General features: G+C 67.6%; 14 protein-coding genes and 8 pseudogenes. 13 read left to right on the top strand and 9 right to left on the bottom strand.

Annotation, left to right across the window (positions count from 1 at the left end):
• The first annotated feature begins 12 nt into the window (after positions 1 to 12).
• The 7 genes and pseudogenes from MDN94_RS35740 to MDN94_RS35770 all read left to right on the top strand — a co-directional run.
• Positions 13 to 1,500 (top strand): esterase/lipase family protein, encoded by a 1,488-nt coding sequence (locus MDN94_RS35740; RefSeq protein ID WP_482729974.1) that lies wholly within the window; start codon positions 13 to 15, stop codon positions 1,498 to 1,500.
• A gap of 304 nt (positions 1,501 to 1,804) precedes the next feature.
• Positions 1,805 to 1,912, top strand: a pseudogene (locus tag MDN94_RS35745) (transposase); the annotation flags it as partial.
• Between the two features lie 110 nt (positions 1,913 to 2,022).
• Positions 2,023 to 3,252, top strand: a complete 1,230-nt coding sequence (locus tag MDN94_RS35750) for an IS256 family transposase (protein WP_482729975.1) — start codon at positions 2,023 to 2,025, stop codon at positions 3,250 to 3,252.
• A 4-nt stretch (positions 3,253 to 3,256) separates the two neighbouring features.
• Positions 3,257 to 3,966 (top strand): annotated as a pseudogene (locus MDN94_RS35755) (IS701 family transposase); the annotation flags it as partial.
• Positions 3,967 to 4,128: 162 nt separating this feature from the next.
• Positions 4,129 to 4,419, top strand: a complete 291-nt coding sequence (locus MDN94_RS35760; RefSeq protein WP_482729976.1) for a hypothetical protein — start codon at positions 4,129 to 4,131, stop codon at positions 4,417 to 4,419.
• Between the two features lie 25 nt (positions 4,420 to 4,444).
• Positions 4,445 to 4,933: a transposase gene (locus MDN94_RS35765; protein ID WP_482729977.1), complete on the top strand. Its 489-nt coding sequence runs from the start codon at positions 4,445 to 4,447 to the stop codon at positions 4,931 to 4,933.
• A pseudogene (locus tag MDN94_RS35770) lies at positions 4,909 to 5,062 on the top strand (transposase); the annotation flags it as partial. The gene MDN94_RS35765 and the pseudogene MDN94_RS35770, both read left to right, overlap by 25 nt.
• Positions 5,063 to 5,178: 116 nt before the next feature.
• Here the strand turns inward: MDN94_RS35770 and MDN94_RS35775 are convergent.
• Positions 5,179 to 6,444: a NucA/NucB deoxyribonuclease domain-containing protein gene (locus MDN94_RS35775; RefSeq protein ID WP_482729978.1), complete on the bottom strand. Its 1,266-nt coding sequence runs from the start codon at positions 6,442 to 6,444 to the stop codon at positions 5,179 to 5,181.
• Positions 6,445 to 6,651: 207 nt separating this feature from the next.
• The gene (locus MDN94_RS35780) at positions 6,652 to 7,653 is read right to left on the bottom strand and encodes an AraC family transcriptional regulator (RefSeq protein WP_482729979.1); all 1,002 of its coding nucleotides are present in this window, start codon (positions 7,651 to 7,653) and stop codon (positions 6,652 to 6,654) included.
• Between the two features lie 257 nt (positions 7,654 to 7,910).
• On the opposite strand from MDN94_RS35780, the pseudogene MDN94_RS35785 reads away from it, so the two are divergent.
• Together MDN94_RS35785 and MDN94_RS35790 are read left to right on the top strand one after the other, a co-directional pair.
• Positions 7,911 to 8,147, top strand: a pseudogene (locus tag MDN94_RS35785) (transposase); the annotation flags it as partial.
• A 26-nt stretch (positions 8,148 to 8,173) separates the two neighbouring features.
• A pseudogene (locus MDN94_RS35790) lies at positions 8,174 to 8,506 on the top strand (helix-turn-helix domain-containing protein); the annotation flags it as partial.
• 539 nt (positions 8,507 to 9,045) lie between these two features.
• Here the strand turns inward: MDN94_RS35790 and MDN94_RS35795 are convergent.
• The 3 genes and pseudogenes from MDN94_RS35795 to MDN94_RS35805 form a co-directional block, all read right to left on the bottom strand.
• Positions 9,046 to 9,207: pseudogene (locus MDN94_RS35795) on the bottom strand (GntR family transcriptional regulator); the annotation flags it as partial.
• A 122-nt stretch (positions 9,208 to 9,329) separates the two neighbouring features.
• Positions 9,330 to 9,716, bottom strand: coding sequence for a hypothetical protein (locus MDN94_RS35800; RefSeq protein WP_482729980.1), 387 nt, complete (start codon positions 9,714 to 9,716; stop codon positions 9,330 to 9,332).
• Positions 9,653 to 10,615, bottom strand: a complete 963-nt coding sequence (locus tag MDN94_RS35805; protein WP_482729981.1) for a hypothetical protein — start codon at positions 10,613 to 10,615, stop codon at positions 9,653 to 9,655. The genes MDN94_RS35800 and MDN94_RS35805 overlap by 64 nt, the downstream gene beginning before the upstream one ends.
• 427 nt (positions 10,616 to 11,042) lie before the next feature.
• On the opposite strand from MDN94_RS35805, the gene MDN94_RS35810 reads away from it, so the two are divergent.
• A complete protein-coding gene (locus tag MDN94_RS35810; protein WP_482729982.1) occupies positions 11,043 to 12,122 on the top strand; it encodes a hypothetical protein in 1,080 nt (359 codons plus the stop codon).
• Between the two features lie 163 nt (positions 12,123 to 12,285).
• On the opposite strand, the gene MDN94_RS35815 is transcribed toward MDN94_RS35810, so the two are convergent.
• Positions 12,286 to 12,870, bottom strand: a complete 585-nt coding sequence (locus tag MDN94_RS35815) for a hypothetical protein (protein ID WP_482729983.1) — start codon at positions 12,868 to 12,870, stop codon at positions 12,286 to 12,288.
• Positions 12,871 to 13,185: 315 nt separating this feature from the next.
• On the opposite strand from MDN94_RS35815, the pseudogene MDN94_RS35820 reads away from it, so the two are divergent.
• Positions 13,186 to 13,554: pseudogene (locus tag MDN94_RS35820) on the top strand (DUF7919 family protein); the annotation flags it as partial.
• A gap of 426 nt (positions 13,555 to 13,980) precedes the next feature.
• Here the strand turns inward: MDN94_RS35820 and MDN94_RS35825 are convergent.
• Complete coding sequence (locus MDN94_RS35825; protein ID WP_482729984.1) at positions 13,981 to 14,406, bottom strand: hypothetical protein; 426 nt, start codon at positions 14,404 to 14,406, stop codon at positions 13,981 to 13,983.
• A gap of 33 nt (positions 14,407 to 14,439) precedes the next feature.
• Between MDN94_RS35825 and MDN94_RS35830 the strand changes: the two are divergent.
• Positions 14,440 to 15,021 (top strand): annotated as a pseudogene (locus MDN94_RS35830) (transposase); the annotation flags it as partial.
• A 295-nt stretch (positions 15,022 to 15,316) separates the two neighbouring features.
• Here MDN94_RS35830 and MDN94_RS35835 read toward each other — a convergent pair.
• Together MDN94_RS35835 and MDN94_RS35840 are read right to left on the bottom strand one after the other, a co-directional pair.
• On the bottom strand, positions 15,317 to 16,084 hold the full coding sequence (locus tag MDN94_RS35835; RefSeq protein WP_482729985.1) for a hypothetical protein: 768 nt from the start codon (positions 16,082 to 16,084) through the stop codon (positions 15,317 to 15,319).
• A gap of 273 nt (positions 16,085 to 16,357) precedes the next feature.
• Positions 16,358 to 16,528, bottom strand: coding sequence for a PadR family transcriptional regulator (locus MDN94_RS35840; protein ID WP_482730226.1), 171 nt, complete (start codon positions 16,526 to 16,528; stop codon positions 16,358 to 16,360).
• Here MDN94_RS35840 and MDN94_RS35845 point away from each other — a divergent pair.
• Positions 16,512 to 17,360, top strand: coding sequence for a hypothetical protein (locus MDN94_RS35845; protein ID WP_482729986.1), 849 nt, complete (start codon positions 16,512 to 16,514; stop codon positions 17,358 to 17,360). The two genes, MDN94_RS35840 and MDN94_RS35845, sit on opposite strands and share 17 nt — an antisense overlap.
• The last annotated feature ends 2,063 nt before the right edge of the window (positions 17,361 to 19,423 follow it).

Below are 19,423 nucleotides of genomic sequence, written 5' to 3' on the forward strand. Positions count from 1 at the left end.
TTGTTCAGCTTCATGGACCGCAAGAAGCCCCAGTCGCGCACATTGCGCAAGCCAGCCGAGAAGCCCTTATCCGACCGGACTACGCAGGACGCAGTGGTGGTGGTCCCCGGCATCATGGGCAGCGAGCTGAGAGACGCCGCCACCGGCAAGCATCTCTGGGGACTCGCCACTTCCTCCTGGTACGTCAAGGCCTGGACACACCCCCAGGGCCTGAAGGCTCTGCACCTGACCGATGACGAACTCGAAGGAAAGACCGGGCGTATCCGAGCCGCGGGGTTGCTCACATCGACGGCCTGGACACCCCACTTGCGTGGAGCCGAGCCCTACACCGACCTCATAGCCCGCATCGAAAAATGTGTTGCCCACAAGGCCGCCATCCTGGCCTTCGCCTACGACTGGCGACTTCCCGTAGCCACCAACGCCCGGCTACTCGCCGACGCCGCGCGCCGCCACCTCACCGCCTGGCGCGACCACCCCGAGCACATCAAGGCATGTGCCCACCGGGTCGACCAGCGCCCCGCCCGCCTCGTCTTCGTCGCTCATTCCATGGGAGGCCTTGTCACCCGAGGTGCTCTGAACGGCCCCTTCGATACCAATCTCGCGGACGACACCCGCGGTGTCATCACACTCGGCACTCCATTCCATGGGGCCGTGAAGGCCGCAGTCATCCTCAACACCGGCCGTGGAGCTCCCGTACCCCTTCCGCGTCACAAACTCCGCTCCCTGTGCGCCACCATGCCGGGACTGCACGACCTCCTGCCCCAGTACAGGTGCGTCCGCGACGGCGACGACATCCGGCACCTGACCCCCGGCGACGTCAGCGCACTCGGCGGGAACGCCGAACTGGCACGGAACGCACTCGAGTTCCATAGAAGCCAGCGCCACACCGACCTGCCCGACCACCGATCGGTCGTCGGTATCAGCCATCCCACCTGGCAGAACCTCAGCATGGACAGCGGCACCGTCACCGCTCACTTCGACGGAGGCAGGCAGAACACCGACGGGTCCTTCATCCGGGACAGGCACGACAAGCTGCGTTACTTCGCAGTGCACGGGGACGGCACCGTCTACCAGGAATCTGCCGAGATCACCGAGCTGGTCACCCCCCTTCCGTTTCAACACGGGAGCCTCGCCAAGGAGGAGGGCGCGCTCGACGCCGTGGAGGAAATCATTCGGCGCGATACGCACATGGGCCCGCCACAGGGCGAGTTCGGCTGCGGTCTCCTCCTCCCCGACTTGGTGGAAGCCGGCGTCCCCTGGAGCCTTCAGGTGACCGAGGTGGACTCCCTCGTGGGCCTCGTATGCCACATCCGCAACCTCGACGACGCCACCGACGCACAGAGCCCCGTCCTCGGCTGGATGGACGGCACCATCGGCACTCAGGTAGTGGTGTCCACGCCAGGGCTGTACCGGGTGGAAATCAGCACACTCGACGGGTTCACCATCAGCCAGGTCGTGATGGCCACAGAACCAAAACTCACCTTGTCCGAGTCCGAATAGTCAGCACGCCATGAGTCAGTCAGTCGCCTGATTCGACGCGGAAGAACTGGTTGCGCCACAACGGGTGAGAGCGGATCCGGAACTGCTCCCGGATCCGCCGTGTGGTGGTCAACGGGCAACGCCCAGGAGTTCCTCGTTCTTCCGGACGGACCGGGTCTCGATCATCGCGGCGGCAGGCTCGACCGCAAGTGCATGAATAGCCCCTCGACTGTCAGCGCTCAGACGGTCTGAGCTAGACGTTTAACACCGGGCGTCGAACGAGACTCGAACTTGGTCGGCGTTTTCCCAGTTCATCGGACGTGTAAGGGGATGCATCCCGCCCGAGGTGACACACCGCGAGAAGTGGCGGCTGGCTTTGGACATGCTCGACACGCTGGCCGACTGGGACATGAGGCCGCCTGCCGTCGTGGCCGGATGGTGTCCCGTCGAGTGGTGTAACAGCGATCTCCGCATACCCCCTGGTCATGAGGCGGCCATCGCGCAACTCTCCGAGTAGCGAAGCTCGTTGAGAGAGGTGACACGATGGCCTTGTCCCAGCATGACTTACTCCGGCTGATGGAGTCACTGCGTTCGGCGGACGGAATCGAGTTGGTCCGGGTTCTGGCCCAGCGGATCCTGCAGGAACTCATCGAGGCCGAGGCCACCGCTCACATCGGTGCCGCGCCGGGTGAGCACACCGAGACCCGCACCACGATGCGCAACGGGCACCGAGAGAAGGTGCTAACCACACAGGCCGGCGACCTGGACCTGGCGATCCCCAAGGTTCGCACCGGATCGTTCTTCCCCTCGCTGCTGGAGCGCCGGCGCCGGATCGACCAGGCTCTCTACGCCGTGATCATGGAGGCGTACGTACACGGCGTGTCCACCCGCAGCGTGGACGACCTGGTCAAGGCCCTGGGCGGCGACAGCGGCATCTCCAAGTCCGAGGTCTCCAGGATCTGCGGCGCCCTGGACGCCGAACTGTCCGCCTTCCGCACCCGGCCCCTGGACCACACCCGCTTCCCCTACGTCTACCTCGACGCCACCTACTGCAAGGCCCGGGTCGAGCACCAGATCGTCTCCCAGGCCGTGGTCATCGCGACCGGCATCACCGAGGACGGCGGCCGCGAGGTCCTCGGCCTCATGGTCGGCGACAGCGAGAGCGAAGTGTTCTGGAGCGAGTTCCTGCGCTCCCTCAGGTCCCGCGGCCTGAACGGGGTCCGCCTGGTCATCGGCGACCACCACCTGGGCCTGGTCGCGGCCGTCCGCAAGGTCATGCTCGGTGCCGCCTACCAAAGGTGCCGCGTTCACTTCCTGCGGAACGTCTTCTCCGTGATCAGCAAGGACTCCGGGGAGATGGTCGCCGCGACGATCCGCACGATCTTCGCCCAGCCCACCGCCGGCCTGGTCCGATCCCAGCTCGACACCGTCGCCGACATGCTCGGACGGCAGTTCCCCAAAGTCAGGGACATGCTCCTGGAGGCCAAGACCGACCTGACCGCGTTCGCGGACTTCCCTGAACGACATTGGAAGAAGATCCAGTCGACCAACCCCCTGGAACGGGTCAACCGTGAGATCAAGCGCCGCGTCGACGTCGTCCAGATCTTCCCCAACCCGCCCGCCCTCGAACGCCTCACCACCGCCGTCCTCGTCGAAATGCACGACGAATGGATCGCCTTCCCCCGCAGCTACCTCCCCAAAGGCGGCATGGACTCGCTCTACCCCCAGACAGAGGATCAATCCGACGCGGTTACACCACTACAGGGGACATGACCCCGTGGCCGACGCCGCCTACGGCGCCAACGCCCACCTGCGGGCCGACCTGGCAGAGCGCGGAATCGACTACATGCTGGCCATCCGCGCGGATGTGACCGCCCAGCCATTCGACGCCCAACCGGTAGCCCCGGATCGCAAGGGCTTCGTCGGCTGCTGGCCCCAGCCCCGCTACCGCCAACCCGCACCCTCGGTGGGAGCCCTTGCCACCGATCTTGGACAGGAAGCGTTCACCTCCCTCACCTGGCGGCACGGCTCACGCGGCGAGTTGCGTTCCCGCTTCGCTGCCGTGCGCGTCCGTCCTGCCGGTAACGCCGTCGAGCGGCCGATCCGTGCCGCCGCCTCAGCCGAGCAGGGCAGGTGGGACGGCATCCTGCCCGACTGCTGGCTGCTGGCTGCTGGCTGCTGGCCGAGTGGCCAGAAGAGGCCCAGGCTCCCACCGACTACTGGCTTTCCAACCTGCCGGCCGACACCCCGGTCGTCGACCTGGTCCGTCTGGCCAAGATCCGCTGGCGTATCGAGCACGACTACCGCGAACTCAAACACGGCCTGGGCCTGGACCACTTCGAAGGCCGGTCCTGGCCCGGCTGGCACCACCACGTCACCCTCGTGACTGCCGCCCACGCCTTCCTCACCGAACAACGCCTGGCCCAAAAAGCACCCGCGTCGGGCTCACTCTCTACCAGACCCTCGACGCCCTCCAAGACGTTCTGAGGTGCTGGACCGGCATCTGCACCACCTGCCAACAACCCCTGCCCAGTGGAATATGCCGAACATCAAGATCCAGAAAGACCTAACGGAGTCCTACTAGGCCGTTTCGTTCGGATCAGGGGGTCGGGTGCTGAACCGGTCCTTCGTGGTTGGCAGTCTGGGGTGATGAGACCCTGGAACACATACACCGAGGATGGCCTGCGGCTTCTGCTCAATGAGTGGGATCCCATCGGCGTCGCTGACGATGTGCAGGACGAGTACGACTGCATGCTTGCTCCCCTGCTCCAGCGGCTCCGTTCCGGTGCCGGCCGGACCCAGGTCGGTGAGTTCCTGCGCCACGAGCTGGAAGATCACTTCGGTCTCGACCCTCTGGGCATGCGGCCGGACGCAATGGCCGTCCGCGTGGCCGACTGGTGGAAGTCGGCTGGCCCGGCTGGTGACGTGGCCAGCCCATAACCGCTCCCTTCCGATCGCCTGACCGTTGACTGACGCGCAGTGGGCGCGGATCGAGCCGTTGCTCCCGGACCGAACGCCGATGCGGGGTGGTCGGTGGCGTGACCACCGTGAGGTGATCGACGCGATCGCCTTCAAGTTTCAGACCGGAACCCAGTGGGGCCAACTGCCGGAGAAATGCGGCAACTGGCGAGGGGTCTACAACAGGCTGCGGATGTGGGCCGCCGACGGCACGTGGGAGCGAGTGTTCACCGCGCTGATGGCCCAGGCCGACGCTGACGAGGACCTCCAACTGGGCTGGGAGCGAGCACGCCGGCCCACTGACAAGGTCGCGTCGTTCAGGATTGCGTGGGTCAGGTCCGCTCCGAACAGGTTTGCGTCGTCCGGGTACGCGCCGGTCGGGTTCGCGCTCTCCAGATTTGCGCGGAATCCGCCCGGCCCGCAGCCGCTCTTCTGCTGGTGTGATGATGTAAGCGAACGCAAGCCGAACCCTTATCGGACGAGCAGTGGGCTCTGATCGAGCCGGTGATCACCGCCTGGAAGGACCGGCACCGCTCGGTCAACGGCAACCAGGGCCTACGCGATGCCGGAGATCGTCAACGCGATCCTCTACCAGGGGCGGACCGGCTGCCAATGGGCCTACCTTGCCTTCACCAGTAGGCCAGGTGGAGGCGGCCGAGTACCGTGGCAGGAGCCGCTGGCGCCGGCCCGCACCTTGGACAGGTACGAACCGCTTTGGGGAGGCCAGCCGTTGGTGGGCTGCTACCTGGGCATCTTGTCGACGACGTCGACGTAGAAGAAGTCGTTGTCGAAGTACAGGATTCGCCACTGCCGGTAGAACTTCTTCAGCGCCTGGCCTGCGGCGTGGTTGTCATCCTTCGAGACTGCCCGGACGGAGAAGTCCCACGTCGGGTTGGCCGCACCCTGCTTGGTGGAGGCAAAGGGATACTCGTCGCACTGCTGCCCGCTGCCGGGCGGGCTCGGCAGTCCGGTGAGCCTGTAGGGGCCGGTGCGGCGGCAGGCGTGATTCTTGGTGTTTGAGTTGGCCCTGTAGTCGGCCCCATTGTACGGGACGCGCTCCAGCCAGTCCGGTGTGTCGGGGTCGACCGACCCTGCGTAGCGTCCGGGAATCCTCTTGGGGTGACCTTCCTTCGGATACATGTTGGCCGCATCAGGGTGCTGGAAGGCATCCTTGATGTGCTGGGCGACCTCGTGGACCGCCGTACGGCTTCCGTTGGCTTTGTAGAGGGCGTACTTCAGGTTCGGCACGATGTCGTGGAACAGGCATGCCTTCGTCCGTGTACCGATCTGCGCGGAGTCGCAGCGCAGCATGTAGCCGTCGGATTGGGGGGTCGTCTGCACTCCAGTGGAGAACTGGAGTGTGAAGCGGTGGAAGGAAACCTTCTCCGTGGCGGACGACTGATTCTCGTCCGAGCTGATGGACCAAGTGGTCCACTTGTTGGCCAGGCCCTGGGCCTTCCACTGTGCCAGTGACTTGGTGACCATGGGCTTGTCAACGGCGCAGCCTGGAGTAGAGGACATCTGGAGGCACAGTGGCTCGAATCCGAACGGCGTACTGAGAGATGCCGCACGACCCCTCGCGACGACCTTGGTCGGCTTCAGGTAGATGCGTACGGAGCGTTGTCCGTCGTCCCGACCGTAGCCGATCAGGTAGTGGTGCACCGCGTGGTAGGCGATGACACGGCCGCGTCTGTCGAAGGTCTTTTTCCAGGCGATCCACTTGGTGCACCAGGCGAACCGGGCCTCGATGTATCCATGGGGCGTGTTCGGCCCGTAGTTCTTGTCGCAGTTCTTGACGAACGCGTCCTTGGGCTTGCGCGGCGCGGGCCGTCCCGCCAGAGCCCCGGACTCTTCCTCCGCAGCCGTGGCCGCGTCGAAGTCTCCCTTGACCCCTGCCGCGATGGCGCGCTTCCGCCCGTCTGTCGCTGAGGACCCCGCGCCCGACTTCTTGACCGCGGTCGGTATGAACGCGGTGCCGTCCGGCCGACTCCCGGTTTCCGGAGTCATGCCGGTTTCGTGCCGCACGCCTTGCGTCGGCGCCTCGGACGCGGACGCGGTGCTCACTGGCCCCGTGATGAACAGGGCGGAAACTAACGCCAGCACTGTGAGGGCGAGCGGCCCCCGTCTGAATCTGAGCAACAAAGCGATGTCCCCCTCCTCCCGGGCTGCTGCCGAGAACCTCCAGGATGCCGAGGGCGATCGCACCCGGCCTTGTCATTCCGCGCAGGGCTGTTGCCGATTCGCGCACGCCATGGGCGGCAGGTTCCTGTAGTCCTGCGGCGGTATCCCGTAGGTAGCCCGGAACAGGCGGCTGAAGTGGGCCGGGTTGGTGAAGCCCCAGCGTTCGGCGATGGCCTGGATGGGGCGAGCGTTCAGGCGGGGGTTGGCCAGGTCCAGGCGGCAGCGTTCCAGACGGCGGCGGCGTATCCACGCGGCCGGCGACGTGCCGTCCTCGGCGAGCAGCTGCTGGAGATGGCGCAGGGAGATGTGATAGGCGTCCGCGATCGTCTGGGGAGTCATGGCCGGGTCGGCCAGGTGCTGCTCGACGAACGCGTTGATCTGTGCCCGTAGGGCGCTCCTGCGGGCCTCCGGGGTCAGTGACTCCTCAGCCTCCAGGCAACGGGCGATGACGGACGCCGCAAGGTCCAGGGTGACAGAGGTGAGAGTGGGGATGTCGGCTCGGGTGAACTCGCCGGCGCGTGCGCTGAGGTCGGCCAGCCAGCGGGCAAACACCCCGCCCATGCCGCTGCGCCCGCTGATCGGGACAGCGAGCAAGCCTTGCACCGTCTTCTCCGGCAGCGGCAACAGCCTGCGAGGAATCTGCACGGTCAGTTGCGACCAGCTATCCGGATGAGCGAAGCGGTAGCCGGTGCAAAGACGGCTGCTGTCGAGCACCACGAGGTCGCCCGTATGCAACACCGCGTCACCCCGGTCCAGGGAGACGCCACCTTCCCCGCCGAGGACGTAGTTGATCAGGTACACCTCTGGGTCGGACTGCCTTACCAGCTTCGCTGTCCGTACGATCTCCAGATGCGGGAAGGCCAGTGCAGACACGTGCACCTCCCCCAGGTCCAGGTTGCGCATCTTGGCCCGGAAGTCGTCATGGTCGTTGCTGCGCATCAGATTGCGCATGTGCGACTGTGCGGTGGCTTCTTCCCACAGTGCGAAGCGCTCCGGCGCTTCCACGACGTCCGTGCTGAACTCCTTCACAAGCATTCCCACCCCCCGTAGCCGGTTCTCTGCGGCTTTGAACGTGGCATGGGGAGGTGTACGCAGGCCAGCAGCACTTCGGTCACATTTGCCGCCAAGCACCTCGCGGGCAACGAAGTATCAAGATCAAGACGCATCGAGCTTTGGAAACACGCACCCCAGGGGCTGCGGTATCTGTCGCGGTAGACGTCGCGCCACGTGAGCAAGATGATCACCGCTGCGGCGGCGGGACTGGCCTTTACACCAACACCAGCCGCCCCGGTGCCGTGCAGCGGCGGATCTGCGAACGCATGCTGCCGCTCATCGCCCCGGCGGCCTGGGTGATTGGCGACGTGTTGGTGCCCAAGGACGGAAGAATGTCGGCCGGGGTGGCCCCGCAGTACTGCGGGGCCCTGGGCAAACGCGCTAACTGTCAGGTCGCGGTCAGCGTCCTCGCCGCCAGTGACACCGCCTCCTGCCCGTTGCAGTGGCGGCTGTTCCTGCCTAACGAGCTCGTGCATGGTTGGCGGTGAGACGTCGAGCCTGGATGGTTGATCATGGTCAGGTGGTGGGGAACGCGACGCGTGCGGTGATCATCAGCAATCGGCGGATCACGGGTCTGACTGCCAAAGTGATTGCTGAACTCGTGGAGGAAACCGGCCCGTTGTGGCAGGAGCGTCACCAAGCGAGGCTTGCCGCTCGCCCGCGGAAGCGGGCCGTGGGCGCGGGCGCGAAGCACCGGCTGGTGTTCATCGACCGTCTCTTGGCCACCCTCGTCCATCTCCGCCACGGGGTCACCCATGACGTGCTGGCCTGCTGGTTCGGCGTGGACCGATCCACCATCACCCGTGCCGTCGGTGAGGTGCGGCCCCTGCTCGCCGAGCGAGGGTGCACCGTCAGCCCCGACGTGCGGCTGCGGACCCTGGCCGAGGTCGTCGACCATCTCGGCTCGAGCGGGACGACCGGCATCGTCGACGGCACCGAGATCCGGGTTCGCCGCCCGGCCGCCGGACACAAGGACCGCGACAAGTTCATCTCCGGCAAGAACAAGCAGAACGCCGTCAAGGGCGGAGGTCTGACGTTCGCTGCGGCCCGCCCGGGCGTCGGCGGCGGCCTGGTGGGCCGAGCACCGCAGATACCCGGGCAGCAGCCGGTGCTTCGTGCCGCGGATCGGAGTGAACGGATGCGGTGTTCAGTGGGTCGATGGTGGGCCTGTCGCGCAGCGGAGCTCGGATTCCAGGTCGGCGACGCGTTGGGGGAGGTGTTCGATCTGCCGTGCCATGCCATGCCAAGGACAAGGTCGCGCAGGTCGGCGTCTGCGGCTGACAGGGATGGCTGCGGGGAAGGGCTTGCCGCGCGGACGAATGTGCCGCGGCCCTGGACGGTGTGCACGAGTCCCTCGCTCCGCAGAACCGCGATCGCACTGCGGGCGGTCATGTTGGCGATGCCGAAGCGTGTCTCCAGCTCCCGGCAGGCCGGCAGGCGTTGCCCGGGTTTGAACCGGCCCTCGGTGATCTCTGCCCGGAGGATGCCGGCGGCTTGCCGGTAGGGCGGTGCTTCAGGAGGGACACGTATCGGCATGAGACTCCTTGACGTCAGAAGCGGGAAAGGCGCCGGCGCGTTGATGGGGCGCCCCCGTTACTGGGGGCGGGCGATACTCGCCGGCCCGATGTTGTGCGGGTTGCGAAGGCAGGTAGCCGCCTTCACCGGTGCACTGCGGGAGTGGTGTGTCCGGCGGCCAGGGTTTGGGTGTGGGCGTTGTCGTGGGCTGTGGAGGCCGTGGGAGTGGGGTCGGCCGGGGCGGCGGGGCGGGCCATGGCCTGCTGAAGGCGGGCGCGAATGCGCTCCTCGTCGAGGGGCCCACCGGCGGCCGCGGCCTGCTTGAGCGCGTCACGGACTGTTGTCAGCAGGTCGGCCTCGGCGCCGGTGATGGCGCGCCGGTGGGCCGGCACCGGCTGCTGCCGCAGGTGGCTGATCTGGCCGTCCAGCACCTGAGCCGCGCGGTCGGTGCTGCCGAACGCCTCGATCAGCCGGCGCTGAGTCTGCCCGGCTGCGACCGGGGCGAGCTCCTCGGGCAGGTCCCGGGGCACCGGGGCAGGGTCGGCCAGGCGTCCGAGCGCATCGTGCATGAGGTGCAGTTGGCCCTCGCGTGCGGCCAGGTAGGCGGTCTGGGCGTGGAGCAGTTCCGGGTCGGCGAAGGGGTTGTTCTCCTCGGCGATGGTCGCGGCGCGCTGAGCGGCCAGGCCTCGACGGCGTCCTGCGCGGTGACTGAGGTGCTGCGCCAGGCGGTGGCGGGGCCGCTGGCCTTAAGGACGCGGGCCGGGGTGGGAAAAGTGTCCAGGAGTTGCTGTGCCTCCTGTTCGCGTCCCGAGTGCGCGGCGGCGGTGTAGGCCCGGACGGTTTCGCGGGCGTGGACCAGGTGCGCGGTGCGCTGGTCGTCGAGTACGGGGACGGCCATGCCGCAGAGGTGACCCGGGGCCCGCCGGTCACGCAGGTGGTCGGTGATGTCCGGCTCGAGGACGGCCCGCAACTGCTGGGCGTGCGCGTCACGCAGCGCGATCTGGTCGAGCAGCCAGTCGGCCGTCTCCGTGAGCGCTGGGACGTCGGCGGCCAGTGATTGCACGGCATACCAGTCCTCGATCAGCTCGGCGCGCGGGCGGAAGTCGCGCTCCAGCCGGTCAAGAGGCTCGCCCGTTCTCAGTGCGGTGCTGACCACCAGCTCTGCGGTGTCCTGGTCCTCTTCGCCCGTGCTTTGAAGGCTGCGGGCGAGCACGGAGAGCGGCGGGTAGCCGGTGAAGGCGCGCATGTGGCAGGTCCACGCGGCGGCCGCGGCGATCCACCCGAGCTCGAGGCCCTGCGGCGCTTCAGCATTGCGTCGGTGGATCCAGCTGGCCAGCAGGCCGGTGAGCTTCGTTTCGTCGCTGTCCGGGGTGCGCATGAGGTGGGCCGCGAGCTCGCCGGGTGTGTGCTCGCGCAGGCCCCGGTGCAATCCAGGTGCGAAAGTCGTCGGGGAGGGGAGTGTGCTGCTCGCTCATCGAAGGACTTTCTGCTCGGCGGCGGGACGCCGCGCGGCTCGAGGACGGCGGCTGGCGGCAACTTCGCCTGTGCCGTAATGCCCGTCGGCCTGCCCGGCGGGCCGGTTCCTTCACTCGGGAGCAGGCAGGCAACCATCAGCAGAAGCGTCCCGTGGGGCGGGACGAGCGGTGCGAAGGGACCCGTCCGCGAACGCGCCGCGGGCGCGTGCCACGGCCCGGGCGCCCTCACCACAGTTCCGGGATTCGTGCTCCTGTGCGTCGCGGCCGTCTGGCTGTGCCCCTGTGAGAACCGACAGCGCATGTGCATAACGTCGACAGCACAGAGCGGTCCGGAAGGTTCGACCGGTGACTCCTGCCGGTCCTCGCGCCTAAGGTGTGCCGGTGATCTTCAAGAGGAAGCAGAAGGCCTCGGACCTCGGCACCGTCATATCCGAGCTGGAGCAAGCGGTGGACGCTCGCGACGGTGCCCGCACCGAACGCGCCTTCACCGCCGCGCTGAAAGGCCTGCAGGAGGCCCCGGAGGCCGAACGCGTCCTGGCGGGGCCACGTCTGGCCGCGCTGCTCCCCGCCTTTCCTCCCACCGGCCCGCGCCCGCTCTTGGCGTCGGCGGCCGGCTTCTGCGTCGAGAGCGGCGCTGATCCGGTGGCCTGCGCGGAGCCAGTCCTCGACGGTGTCCACCGAGACCTGCTCGACGCCCTGGAGTTCGCCCGCCGCTGGACCGCTGCCGGCCCAGCCGAGGACGAACTGCCGGAGCCGGACGGGAAGATCATCGATGACGCGCTGCTGGCCCGCCTGGGCGGCGACGCGTACGACGCCACGCGGTTGGCGCTGGCCTGGTGCTCGGTCGAGGAATGGCAGCCGCCCGCGCTGGCTGTACTGTGCCGCAGCGCAGAGGTCCGCCGTCGGCACGCATCTACGCTCCTGCCCGCCTGCCGCGAGCTGGCAGCCCTGGAGCGGCATGACCTCCAGTGCCTGGCCTACGCGCTGGCGGTCCTGGACGACGAGCCCCTGATAGTGCTGCACCGGCCCACCGGGACCGGGTTCGAGGTGCGCATCGGCGGCATCGGGGACAACTTCCAGTTGCACACCCTGCTCGCCCACGTCCTCGTCGGTGGCGGCCACGTGCCCGGCACCGACCCTTCGGCCGAGAGCGTCCGCCTGGCCACGGACACCGAACCCGCCCGAGAACGCACCGACGCCGTCGCGACCGGAGCCTTCGAACTCCTCGCCCCTGACGGCGAGCGGATCTGGAACGAGGGGCTGCCCGACGACATCCCCGTGGTGGAGGGACACCGCCTGCTCGTTCTCGACGAACCGCTGTACCAGCGCAGCTGGAACGCCGACCGGTTCTTTCCCCACCTTCCGGGTACGGCCGAGCTGACCCGCGTCCTGCCCGACGACGAGGCGCAGGCCTGGTTCGCCCGCACCTCATCCGCCAAGGAGGCCCGACAGGCTTCCTGACTCGGTGGATCCGGCCACCACCGGAAGGTGGCCGGACTCGGAACTCGGGCCTGTCCGCCATCGGGCACGAAGGGCGCCCGGGACGCTGTCGCAAGCGCGCGGCATCTGCTGTCGGGTCCCGCGTGAGCAGACCCGGCCTTCCGTGTGCCGCATGGGTTTGTGCTCAGTGTCCTGGTCCGGAAGGTCGACGGCGGGGTCGCTGGGGTGTGCGGCGTGAGCGCCGTTGGGGGGTGGGGTCGCTGTCGGCGGAGGTCGTGGCGGCCGAGGAGAAGCCGGACGCGACGCTCGGCCGGGCGGGGCCCGGCGTCTGCCCGGCAGGGACGGCGGGCCGCTCGGTGGTGCGGTTCGGCCGTGCGGCGCGGGCCAGGATGGTGGTGTTCGGGATCAGCGGGGCGCATATTTCGCAGACCTCCTCGACGCTCCAGACGCGGCGCACGATCGGGTCGTGCCGCAGGATCATCACCACGGCGCCCGCGCAGTGCGCCTTGGCGTCGGGGTGGGCGCCGCACCGCTGGGAGCCGCAGTGGCACCAGGCGTTGGGGCGGATGGTGGCCACTTTCGCGTGCGCGGCGGCGTGCTGGGCTGCGAAGGTGCGCAGTGCGGCGAGGTCGGCGGAGCGGGGCGGCATGCGGCACGCCGCGGTGCTGCAGGTGACCTGGGCGAGCCTGGCGCCGTGGGCGGTGATGCGGACCGTCCAGGCCCGTCCGGGGATCCGCTCGGTGGAGGATTCGCTGTTCGCGGTCGTCACGGCCGTCCGATCGTGGTTGCTCGGTGGTTTCGGTCAACTATGTGCTACGCGCTGTCCTCTTGGACAGCACGTTTCGCCGGCGCGGACGGCGGTCCCACAGGGTGCGTCCGGCAGATGCGCTGGTGTCCCATCGGGTGGTTCGCCGGCGCCCCCGGGTGACAGCCGCTCGCGCCGAAGGGCGCGCCTCACGCCGCCGCATTGGGATGGCGGACGAGGACGCCGGGATGGAGCGGCCCGGGTGAGAATCCTAGGTCGTGTCCGACGGGGCGTGGCATCGTTTGGGCGTCACCGCCGCGATGTGGCGATGATGTGCGGGTGTTCTACGAAGATCTCAGCGAGTACGACTACCAGGACGAGGATGCGTTCACGGACAGGGAGTCCGGCTTCTACGCGCTCTGGTATCGCCCCGCGTACATCCGCCTGAGCATCGGGTGGCTGGAATCTGGCAAGCCGTACTCGACAGGATCGGTACCCCCGGCGTTCGTGGAGAAGCTGAAGGCTGTTCAGGAGATCCAGTGGATGAACGTCTGCCTCGGGGTGCACGAGTGCGACCTGTGCCCTAATGCAGATGCTCCGGAAGGGAACGGGGAGATGCGGATCCCGGACAGGCCCGGCATCGCCTATGCCGCTCCGTTCCTGATCACCCATTACGTCACCACCCGTGGTTACCAGCCGCCGCAAGTCTTCATCGACGCAGGCCGTGACAACGGAGGAAGCGAGGAACCAGCCACCCACCAGGTGGCCACCGACCCGCGCAGCGCCTTCACCGTCACCGCGCACGTGAACGTCGAGCCGGGGCCGTTGTTGCCAGTCGCGGCGTTGGGCAGGACGCCCGTCCGCAGGTCAGGTGCCGTCTGGGTGGGGAGATCCATCGAGCAGGTCTGGGGTCACCTCCGAGCAGGGGGTGGCCGATTTCAGGAAGCGCCATCATGGGGAGTACGGCGGGGCGGGCCGTCGGGTATGCGGTCTGGGTCGGCCGCGTGGGTCAGGGGGTCAGGTCGGCCAGGAGGGCAGTCGCGTTGTCCGCGTAGACCTGGTTCGGGTCGAGGGAGCGGCTGGTCTTGACGGCGGTGTCGACGGCCAGGTTCACCAGGTCCCGGACGGTGGGAATCAGGTCGTCGCCGTCGCACTCGGTGAACAGGCAGTGCCGGGCGTCCTCGTGGGGCTCGTACGCGCGTCCGAGGCGAGCAGCAGGCGGCAGGGGCCGGTGATCTTTCGGGTGGCGGTCTCGATCGCGGGGTGGCCGTACCGGCGCTGCCTGTCCTCGTCGGTGGCGTCGGAGCCGAGGAACGAGGTGATGTGGTTCCGGTTGCCGCCGTACGGATAGGTGGCGGTGGGGGGGTAGACGCGGCGCTTCGACGAGGGCCTGGATTGCTGCGGCTGTACGCCGTGGTCGGCAAGGTGCCTGGTCAGGCGCCCGATCGCTTCCCGGGTCTGGCGGAGCTGGGCTGCTGTGGAAACATGACGGTCGGTCCTCTCAAAGCGGTGTTCGGCCGGTGAACAGCGGCACGGGGGGTGGCGGCCGCGTTCAGGCACGTTGACCGGGACCGGGGCAAGCCCCGCAAATTGACGCGCGGCGCTGATGCGGTCGCGGCCACCGGCCTGGAAGCCGCCCAGGACCAGCAGACCTCGCTGCCCGGCGAGGACACCGCCGCACAGATCGTCGCCGACCTGGCCACGCAGATCCTGGCGCTGGACGACCGTCTCAAGCGGATCGACCGGCAGATTCGCGAGACGTTTCGCAGTCATCCGCAGGCCGAGATCATCGAGTCCCTGCCCGGCATGGGACCGATACTCGGGGCGGAGTTCGTCGTTGCCGCGGGCGATCTGACCGCCAATGCGGACGCGGGCCACCTCGCCTCCGCAGCCGGCCTCATCCCCGTTCCCCGGGACTCCGGGCGGCGCACCGGCAACCTGCACCGGCCCAAGCGATACAGCCGCCGCCTGCGACGAGCGTTCTACATGTCCGTGCAGACCAGCATCATCCGCGAAGGACCGAACCCGGGACTTCTACCTCGAGAAGCGCGGCGAGGGCTGCAAGCACGTCCAGCCGTCGTCGCCCTGGCCCGCCGACGGGCCAGGGTCCTATGGGCACTCCTACGCGATCACCGACTGTTCACCGCCGCCCCGCCGGTCGCGCAAGCGGCTTGACTTCGTCATTGAGACTCCTGGAGGCGTGTGGCTACTTGATGGGGATGGTGACGGTGACCTTGGCTGCGGCTGTGCCGTAACGGATCTCGTGGCCGTCGCTATGTGCAGGGATGCGGAGTTCGCACACCTTGAGTAGCCCAGCGCCTGGCAGAAGGCCTGGATGGTGTTGCTTGGGATGTGGTCCGGGATCGCGGGCAGTCGCACGTCGATGGGCTGACTGTCGGCCGCGGTTCCTCTCCTGGGCATGCGTGAGCCCGGCCTGCGTGGTGTGGGCCGGGCTCGGGTGCTGTATGGGTCAGAAGTCGGGGCAGAGGTGCTTGTGTACCGCGTCGAGGATCTTGCGGCCGGTCTCAGGGGTGCTGATCTCGGGGAGGCGCGTGGTGATGGTGAACCTCTCGAGGGTCGACTGCACCAGCTTCTCCCTGTCGTTGGGGGTGTCCTTGATGGAGAGGCACTGGCTAAGGCCCCGACTGACGACCTGGTCGTCCTTGCCTGGCTTGACGATGCGCGGGTCGATGATGTTCAGGTCGTGGATATACGCCTCGGTGGTGGCGGCGTCGGGCTGGGGCGGGAGGCCGGCTGCCCGGCGAGCACTGTCGCGGGCGGCGTCCTGCTTCGCCTGGTCCACCGGGCACTGGCGGTCCTTGTTCAGGGTGAATTCGCCCCAGCCGTCTTTGAGCCCGGTGGTGACGGTTCCCTTGAGGCCGATGGCGTGCCGGCCGTTGGCGAGGCGGTTGTCTACTGACTTGGTGCCGCCGGTGGAGCAATTGATTACCACGTGGTAGCCAGCTTCTTCATCGAGCTTGCCGATGGCGTCGTCGAACACGGCACGTAGGTCCCTGCTGCTGTCGACCACAATGGTGATGTCGCGCCTGTTGCCGGTGACGTCCTGCTTGGTGATCTTGTACGGCGGTGCGTCGACGGAGCGTTCGTCGCTGCTGCCGACAACTTCGGCGAGGATGACGAGGACGAAGATCGCCGTCAGCGGCAGGCAGCCGAACGTGAGGATCTTCTTGTTGAGGCTGCGGTTCCGCTCGGCGGTCGCATCGTCTGTGGGGCGCATCCGGTCAGGTTGTCGGATGCGGACGGAATGCGTTCGGACTGTGATGCTCCTGTGACGCTACCTGGTGGGAGTTGAGGTGCTGGGCCTAGATTGCATAGGCCAGGCCCTGTTGGGCGACGGTGTGCTCGCTGGCGCAGCTGGCCGTCGGCGAGGGCCCGGTGGCAGGTCTGTCATCGGTTCATGTGCTCCTCCGGGGGCGTCGGTGAGTGTGTCCCTCGCGCGCCTGCGATCGCGCGCGTGCGAACGCATGCGCGCGCGAGGATGGAAGGCTGGCTACCCACGGCTGCTCTCGAGGACGGAGCGGGCCCGGGCGGCGCCGAGCTCAGTGAGCTTGTAGAAGGTGCGCGGCGGCCGGCCCGCGGGCAGGTGGGTCTTGGTGCGGGACTCGACCCAGGCTGCCTTCAGCAGCCTGTCGAGGATTTGGTAGGTGCTGCCGGTGCTCAGCCCTGTGACGGCGGCAGATGGACAGTCCCCAGGCCGGGTGGGCGGGGTTGACGGCCAGCAGGTGGCGCAGGACGATCCGGACCTTCTTGGTCAGCAGCAGTCGCATGTCAACCCTGATCACCCGCGCATCGCCCAGAAGCTGCTCGAGCAGCAAAACGAGATCAACCGTTTCCCGGCGGAGCTCGCCAAGGGCACCTGCGACGCGTCGATGACCGGCGGCATCGCTGCGCCCCTCGGACCCTGCGTCCTGCGCCACCAGCACGACGGGCCCATCCACAAGGAGGCCAGCGGCGCCACCTGGTCCCGCGTCGTCGCGTTCGACGCGGCGAGCCCCGAGGAGTGCACGCTCCTCGAGGTCGACGGCCACACCGTCCTCGTACGCGGTGCCGGCGCCTTCACCGACGAGGATCGCGCCGCGTTCACAGACGTCGTACGCGCAGCTGCCTGCCGCCACGCCCATGAGCAGGTGAGGGGTAGTGGGTCATCGGCAGTGGCCTTTCCGGCAGGTTGTGTCGTGGCGGGTGCCGCGGCTGACCCAGGCGCACACGCAGCACGCGGCGTCGAGCTCCTGGCGGGCGGTGAGCAGTTGCTGCTTGACGTGCGGCGTCTCGTCCTCGGCCGGGGCGGGCCGGCTACGCGACGTCCTGGCCAGGCGGAGCGCCACGGGGATCAGGACGAGTGCCGCGCCGTACAGGGGTGCCGGCGCGGCGGTCGGCGAGTTTGGTCATCGGCGGCCGCCTATCCAGCACGGGCCACAGACGTCCCGGTTGCGCATGGCGTTCCAGTGCCAGCCTTTCGCCCGCACCTGCATGCGGTCGCCCTCACTGTCTGAGCGGTCGGCTTGCCGTTCATCTTGCGGTGCATGTTCACCCGGGCCTTGGAGATGACTGCGGCGCGGATGTCCGGCCGCCAGGTCGGCCGCTCCAATGCGGGCCAGCGTTCGCCGTCGCGGTAGTGCCGCCCTTGGGGGCGTTCGCGGAGCTTGCCGATGCCGCCCTTCACCGTCGCCTTGAGGGAGGGCGGGGTCCGCGACGGTCATGCTGGGCGGATGGGGGAGTTCGAGTGCTGGGACTGCTGGGAGAGCAACTTCGGTATGGGGCGGTATCGGTGTCCGTTACGCAGGAGCGCCCGCAGGACGTCGACGGGCCTCGGCACCGCGATCGGCGCGCTGGTCACCGAGCGGGACTGGGGGCTCCCGACCGCTGGCGCTTACCGTCCCTAATCGAGCAGGTCGGCGACCCGGAGCGCGATCTGTTGGCCGTCGAGCACGGGTAACCGGTCTCGTCGTCACGGTGGGGGCGGGGTGACTTCCGCCCGCCATCAAGGCTCTGGATCGGTCTTGTGTAGAAGTCCCAGCAGGGCCGCTGTTTGCCTGGACGGTCGCCGAGCCCGCCGAACTCCACGCCGCAAACTGCCATGTCATCGAGGTACTGCAGATCATCGGCGTCCACGCGGGACACAGGTCGGCCAGCCGGTCGGCGTGGATCTCGCTGGGTCGTAGACGATGGTGCCTGGGCAGTTCAGGCGTGCCAAGGGTCGGTTCTGCGCTCCCGCACGTTCTGCGCATCGTCGCGGCGACGTGGCGCAGAACATGCGGGTCACACCGCACTGCGTACTGATGTATGGGCCCGAGTGCCCAAAAGACATGGGACAGCGGGTCTAAGTTTTTTTGAGGTGGACTGTGATCGCTGTTGTATTGGGGCCTGGCCATCTTGTGCGGGCTGCTTTTCTCTTACCTGGTCACCGATGGTTTCCATGACTTGGTGACGGCAGCGGGGCGTATCTGCCCTCAGCAGGAGTGTCCTGGGTCCCCGAAGTCTGGGCTGTCCGACAAGCAGACAGGCTGGGATACCTTCTGCGTGGCAAGCGAACCCGTAGCGGGTTGCGACTGCGCACAGTGCCGCAGCCCCTAACGAATGATGAAGGCAAGGGACATGACTGAAAAAATAAAGACACCCTCCTCGCGGCGGCGCTTCCGTGCCGCTCTAGCCGTCGCGGGTATCGCTGTCGCGATCGGGGCCGGCGCCGCTGACTGGGGCTGGGCGCACCCCTCCGAGCCAGTGCTCGTTGAGAACACGGATCAGGATTACGAGCACTTGGGTCATCCGAACCTTCCTGCCCCCATGCAAGGGGAAGCTCCACCTACTACCTGTTGGGAGCAGACCGACGTGTTGGGCAAACACCTAGTGTGGTGCGACCACATGGCACCCCGGGATGCATTTGATGAGGATGGTGGGTGGCAAGACAGATTCTGAAACCTCGCGAGCGTGGCGACGGTACGGAGCCACCTTGACCGATGGCTGTCGCTGATTGCGTATCAGCAGGCTCCGGGTGGTGGCCGCGGACACGACCGGAGCAGCCCAACCTGAGTCAACTCGTCTATTCCGGGACAGGGCACGACCATGACCGGTGGTCGGGCAGCGCCTCGGTGGGACTGCCACATGACGGTTCTAGCGACAATTGTCGTCGGGGTGCTGCTGGGGTATCTGGCGGGTGGGCGGCTGCAGAACCTGGACAGGACGGTCCTGCAGCAGACGTGGCTGCTTTGGGCTGCTGGTGCGGTGAACGCGCTGAACGCGTTCTCACACGTCGCCCGCGCCCAGGCCGAAACGCAGGGTGTCCTGCTGCTGGTCATTTCGTACATGTGCAATAGCAGTATGGGTGGCTCGCAATCTCAGTGCCGAATCGGCCCCTCGCACCCGCGTGCCGATGCTCATTGGGAGCATGGGGGTTGCGTGCAATGCCGCTGTGATCTTTGCCAACGGGCGGATGCCCGTACTACTTCCAAGTAGGTGGGCAGGCACAGTATCGGACGCGACACTGTCGGCCAAGCATGAGGTGATGACCTCCGCGACCGCTTCCATGGCTGGGCGATGTCATCCCGTTGCCAAGCAG

Source organism: Streptomyces sp. WAC00040, from assembly GCF_056835925.1.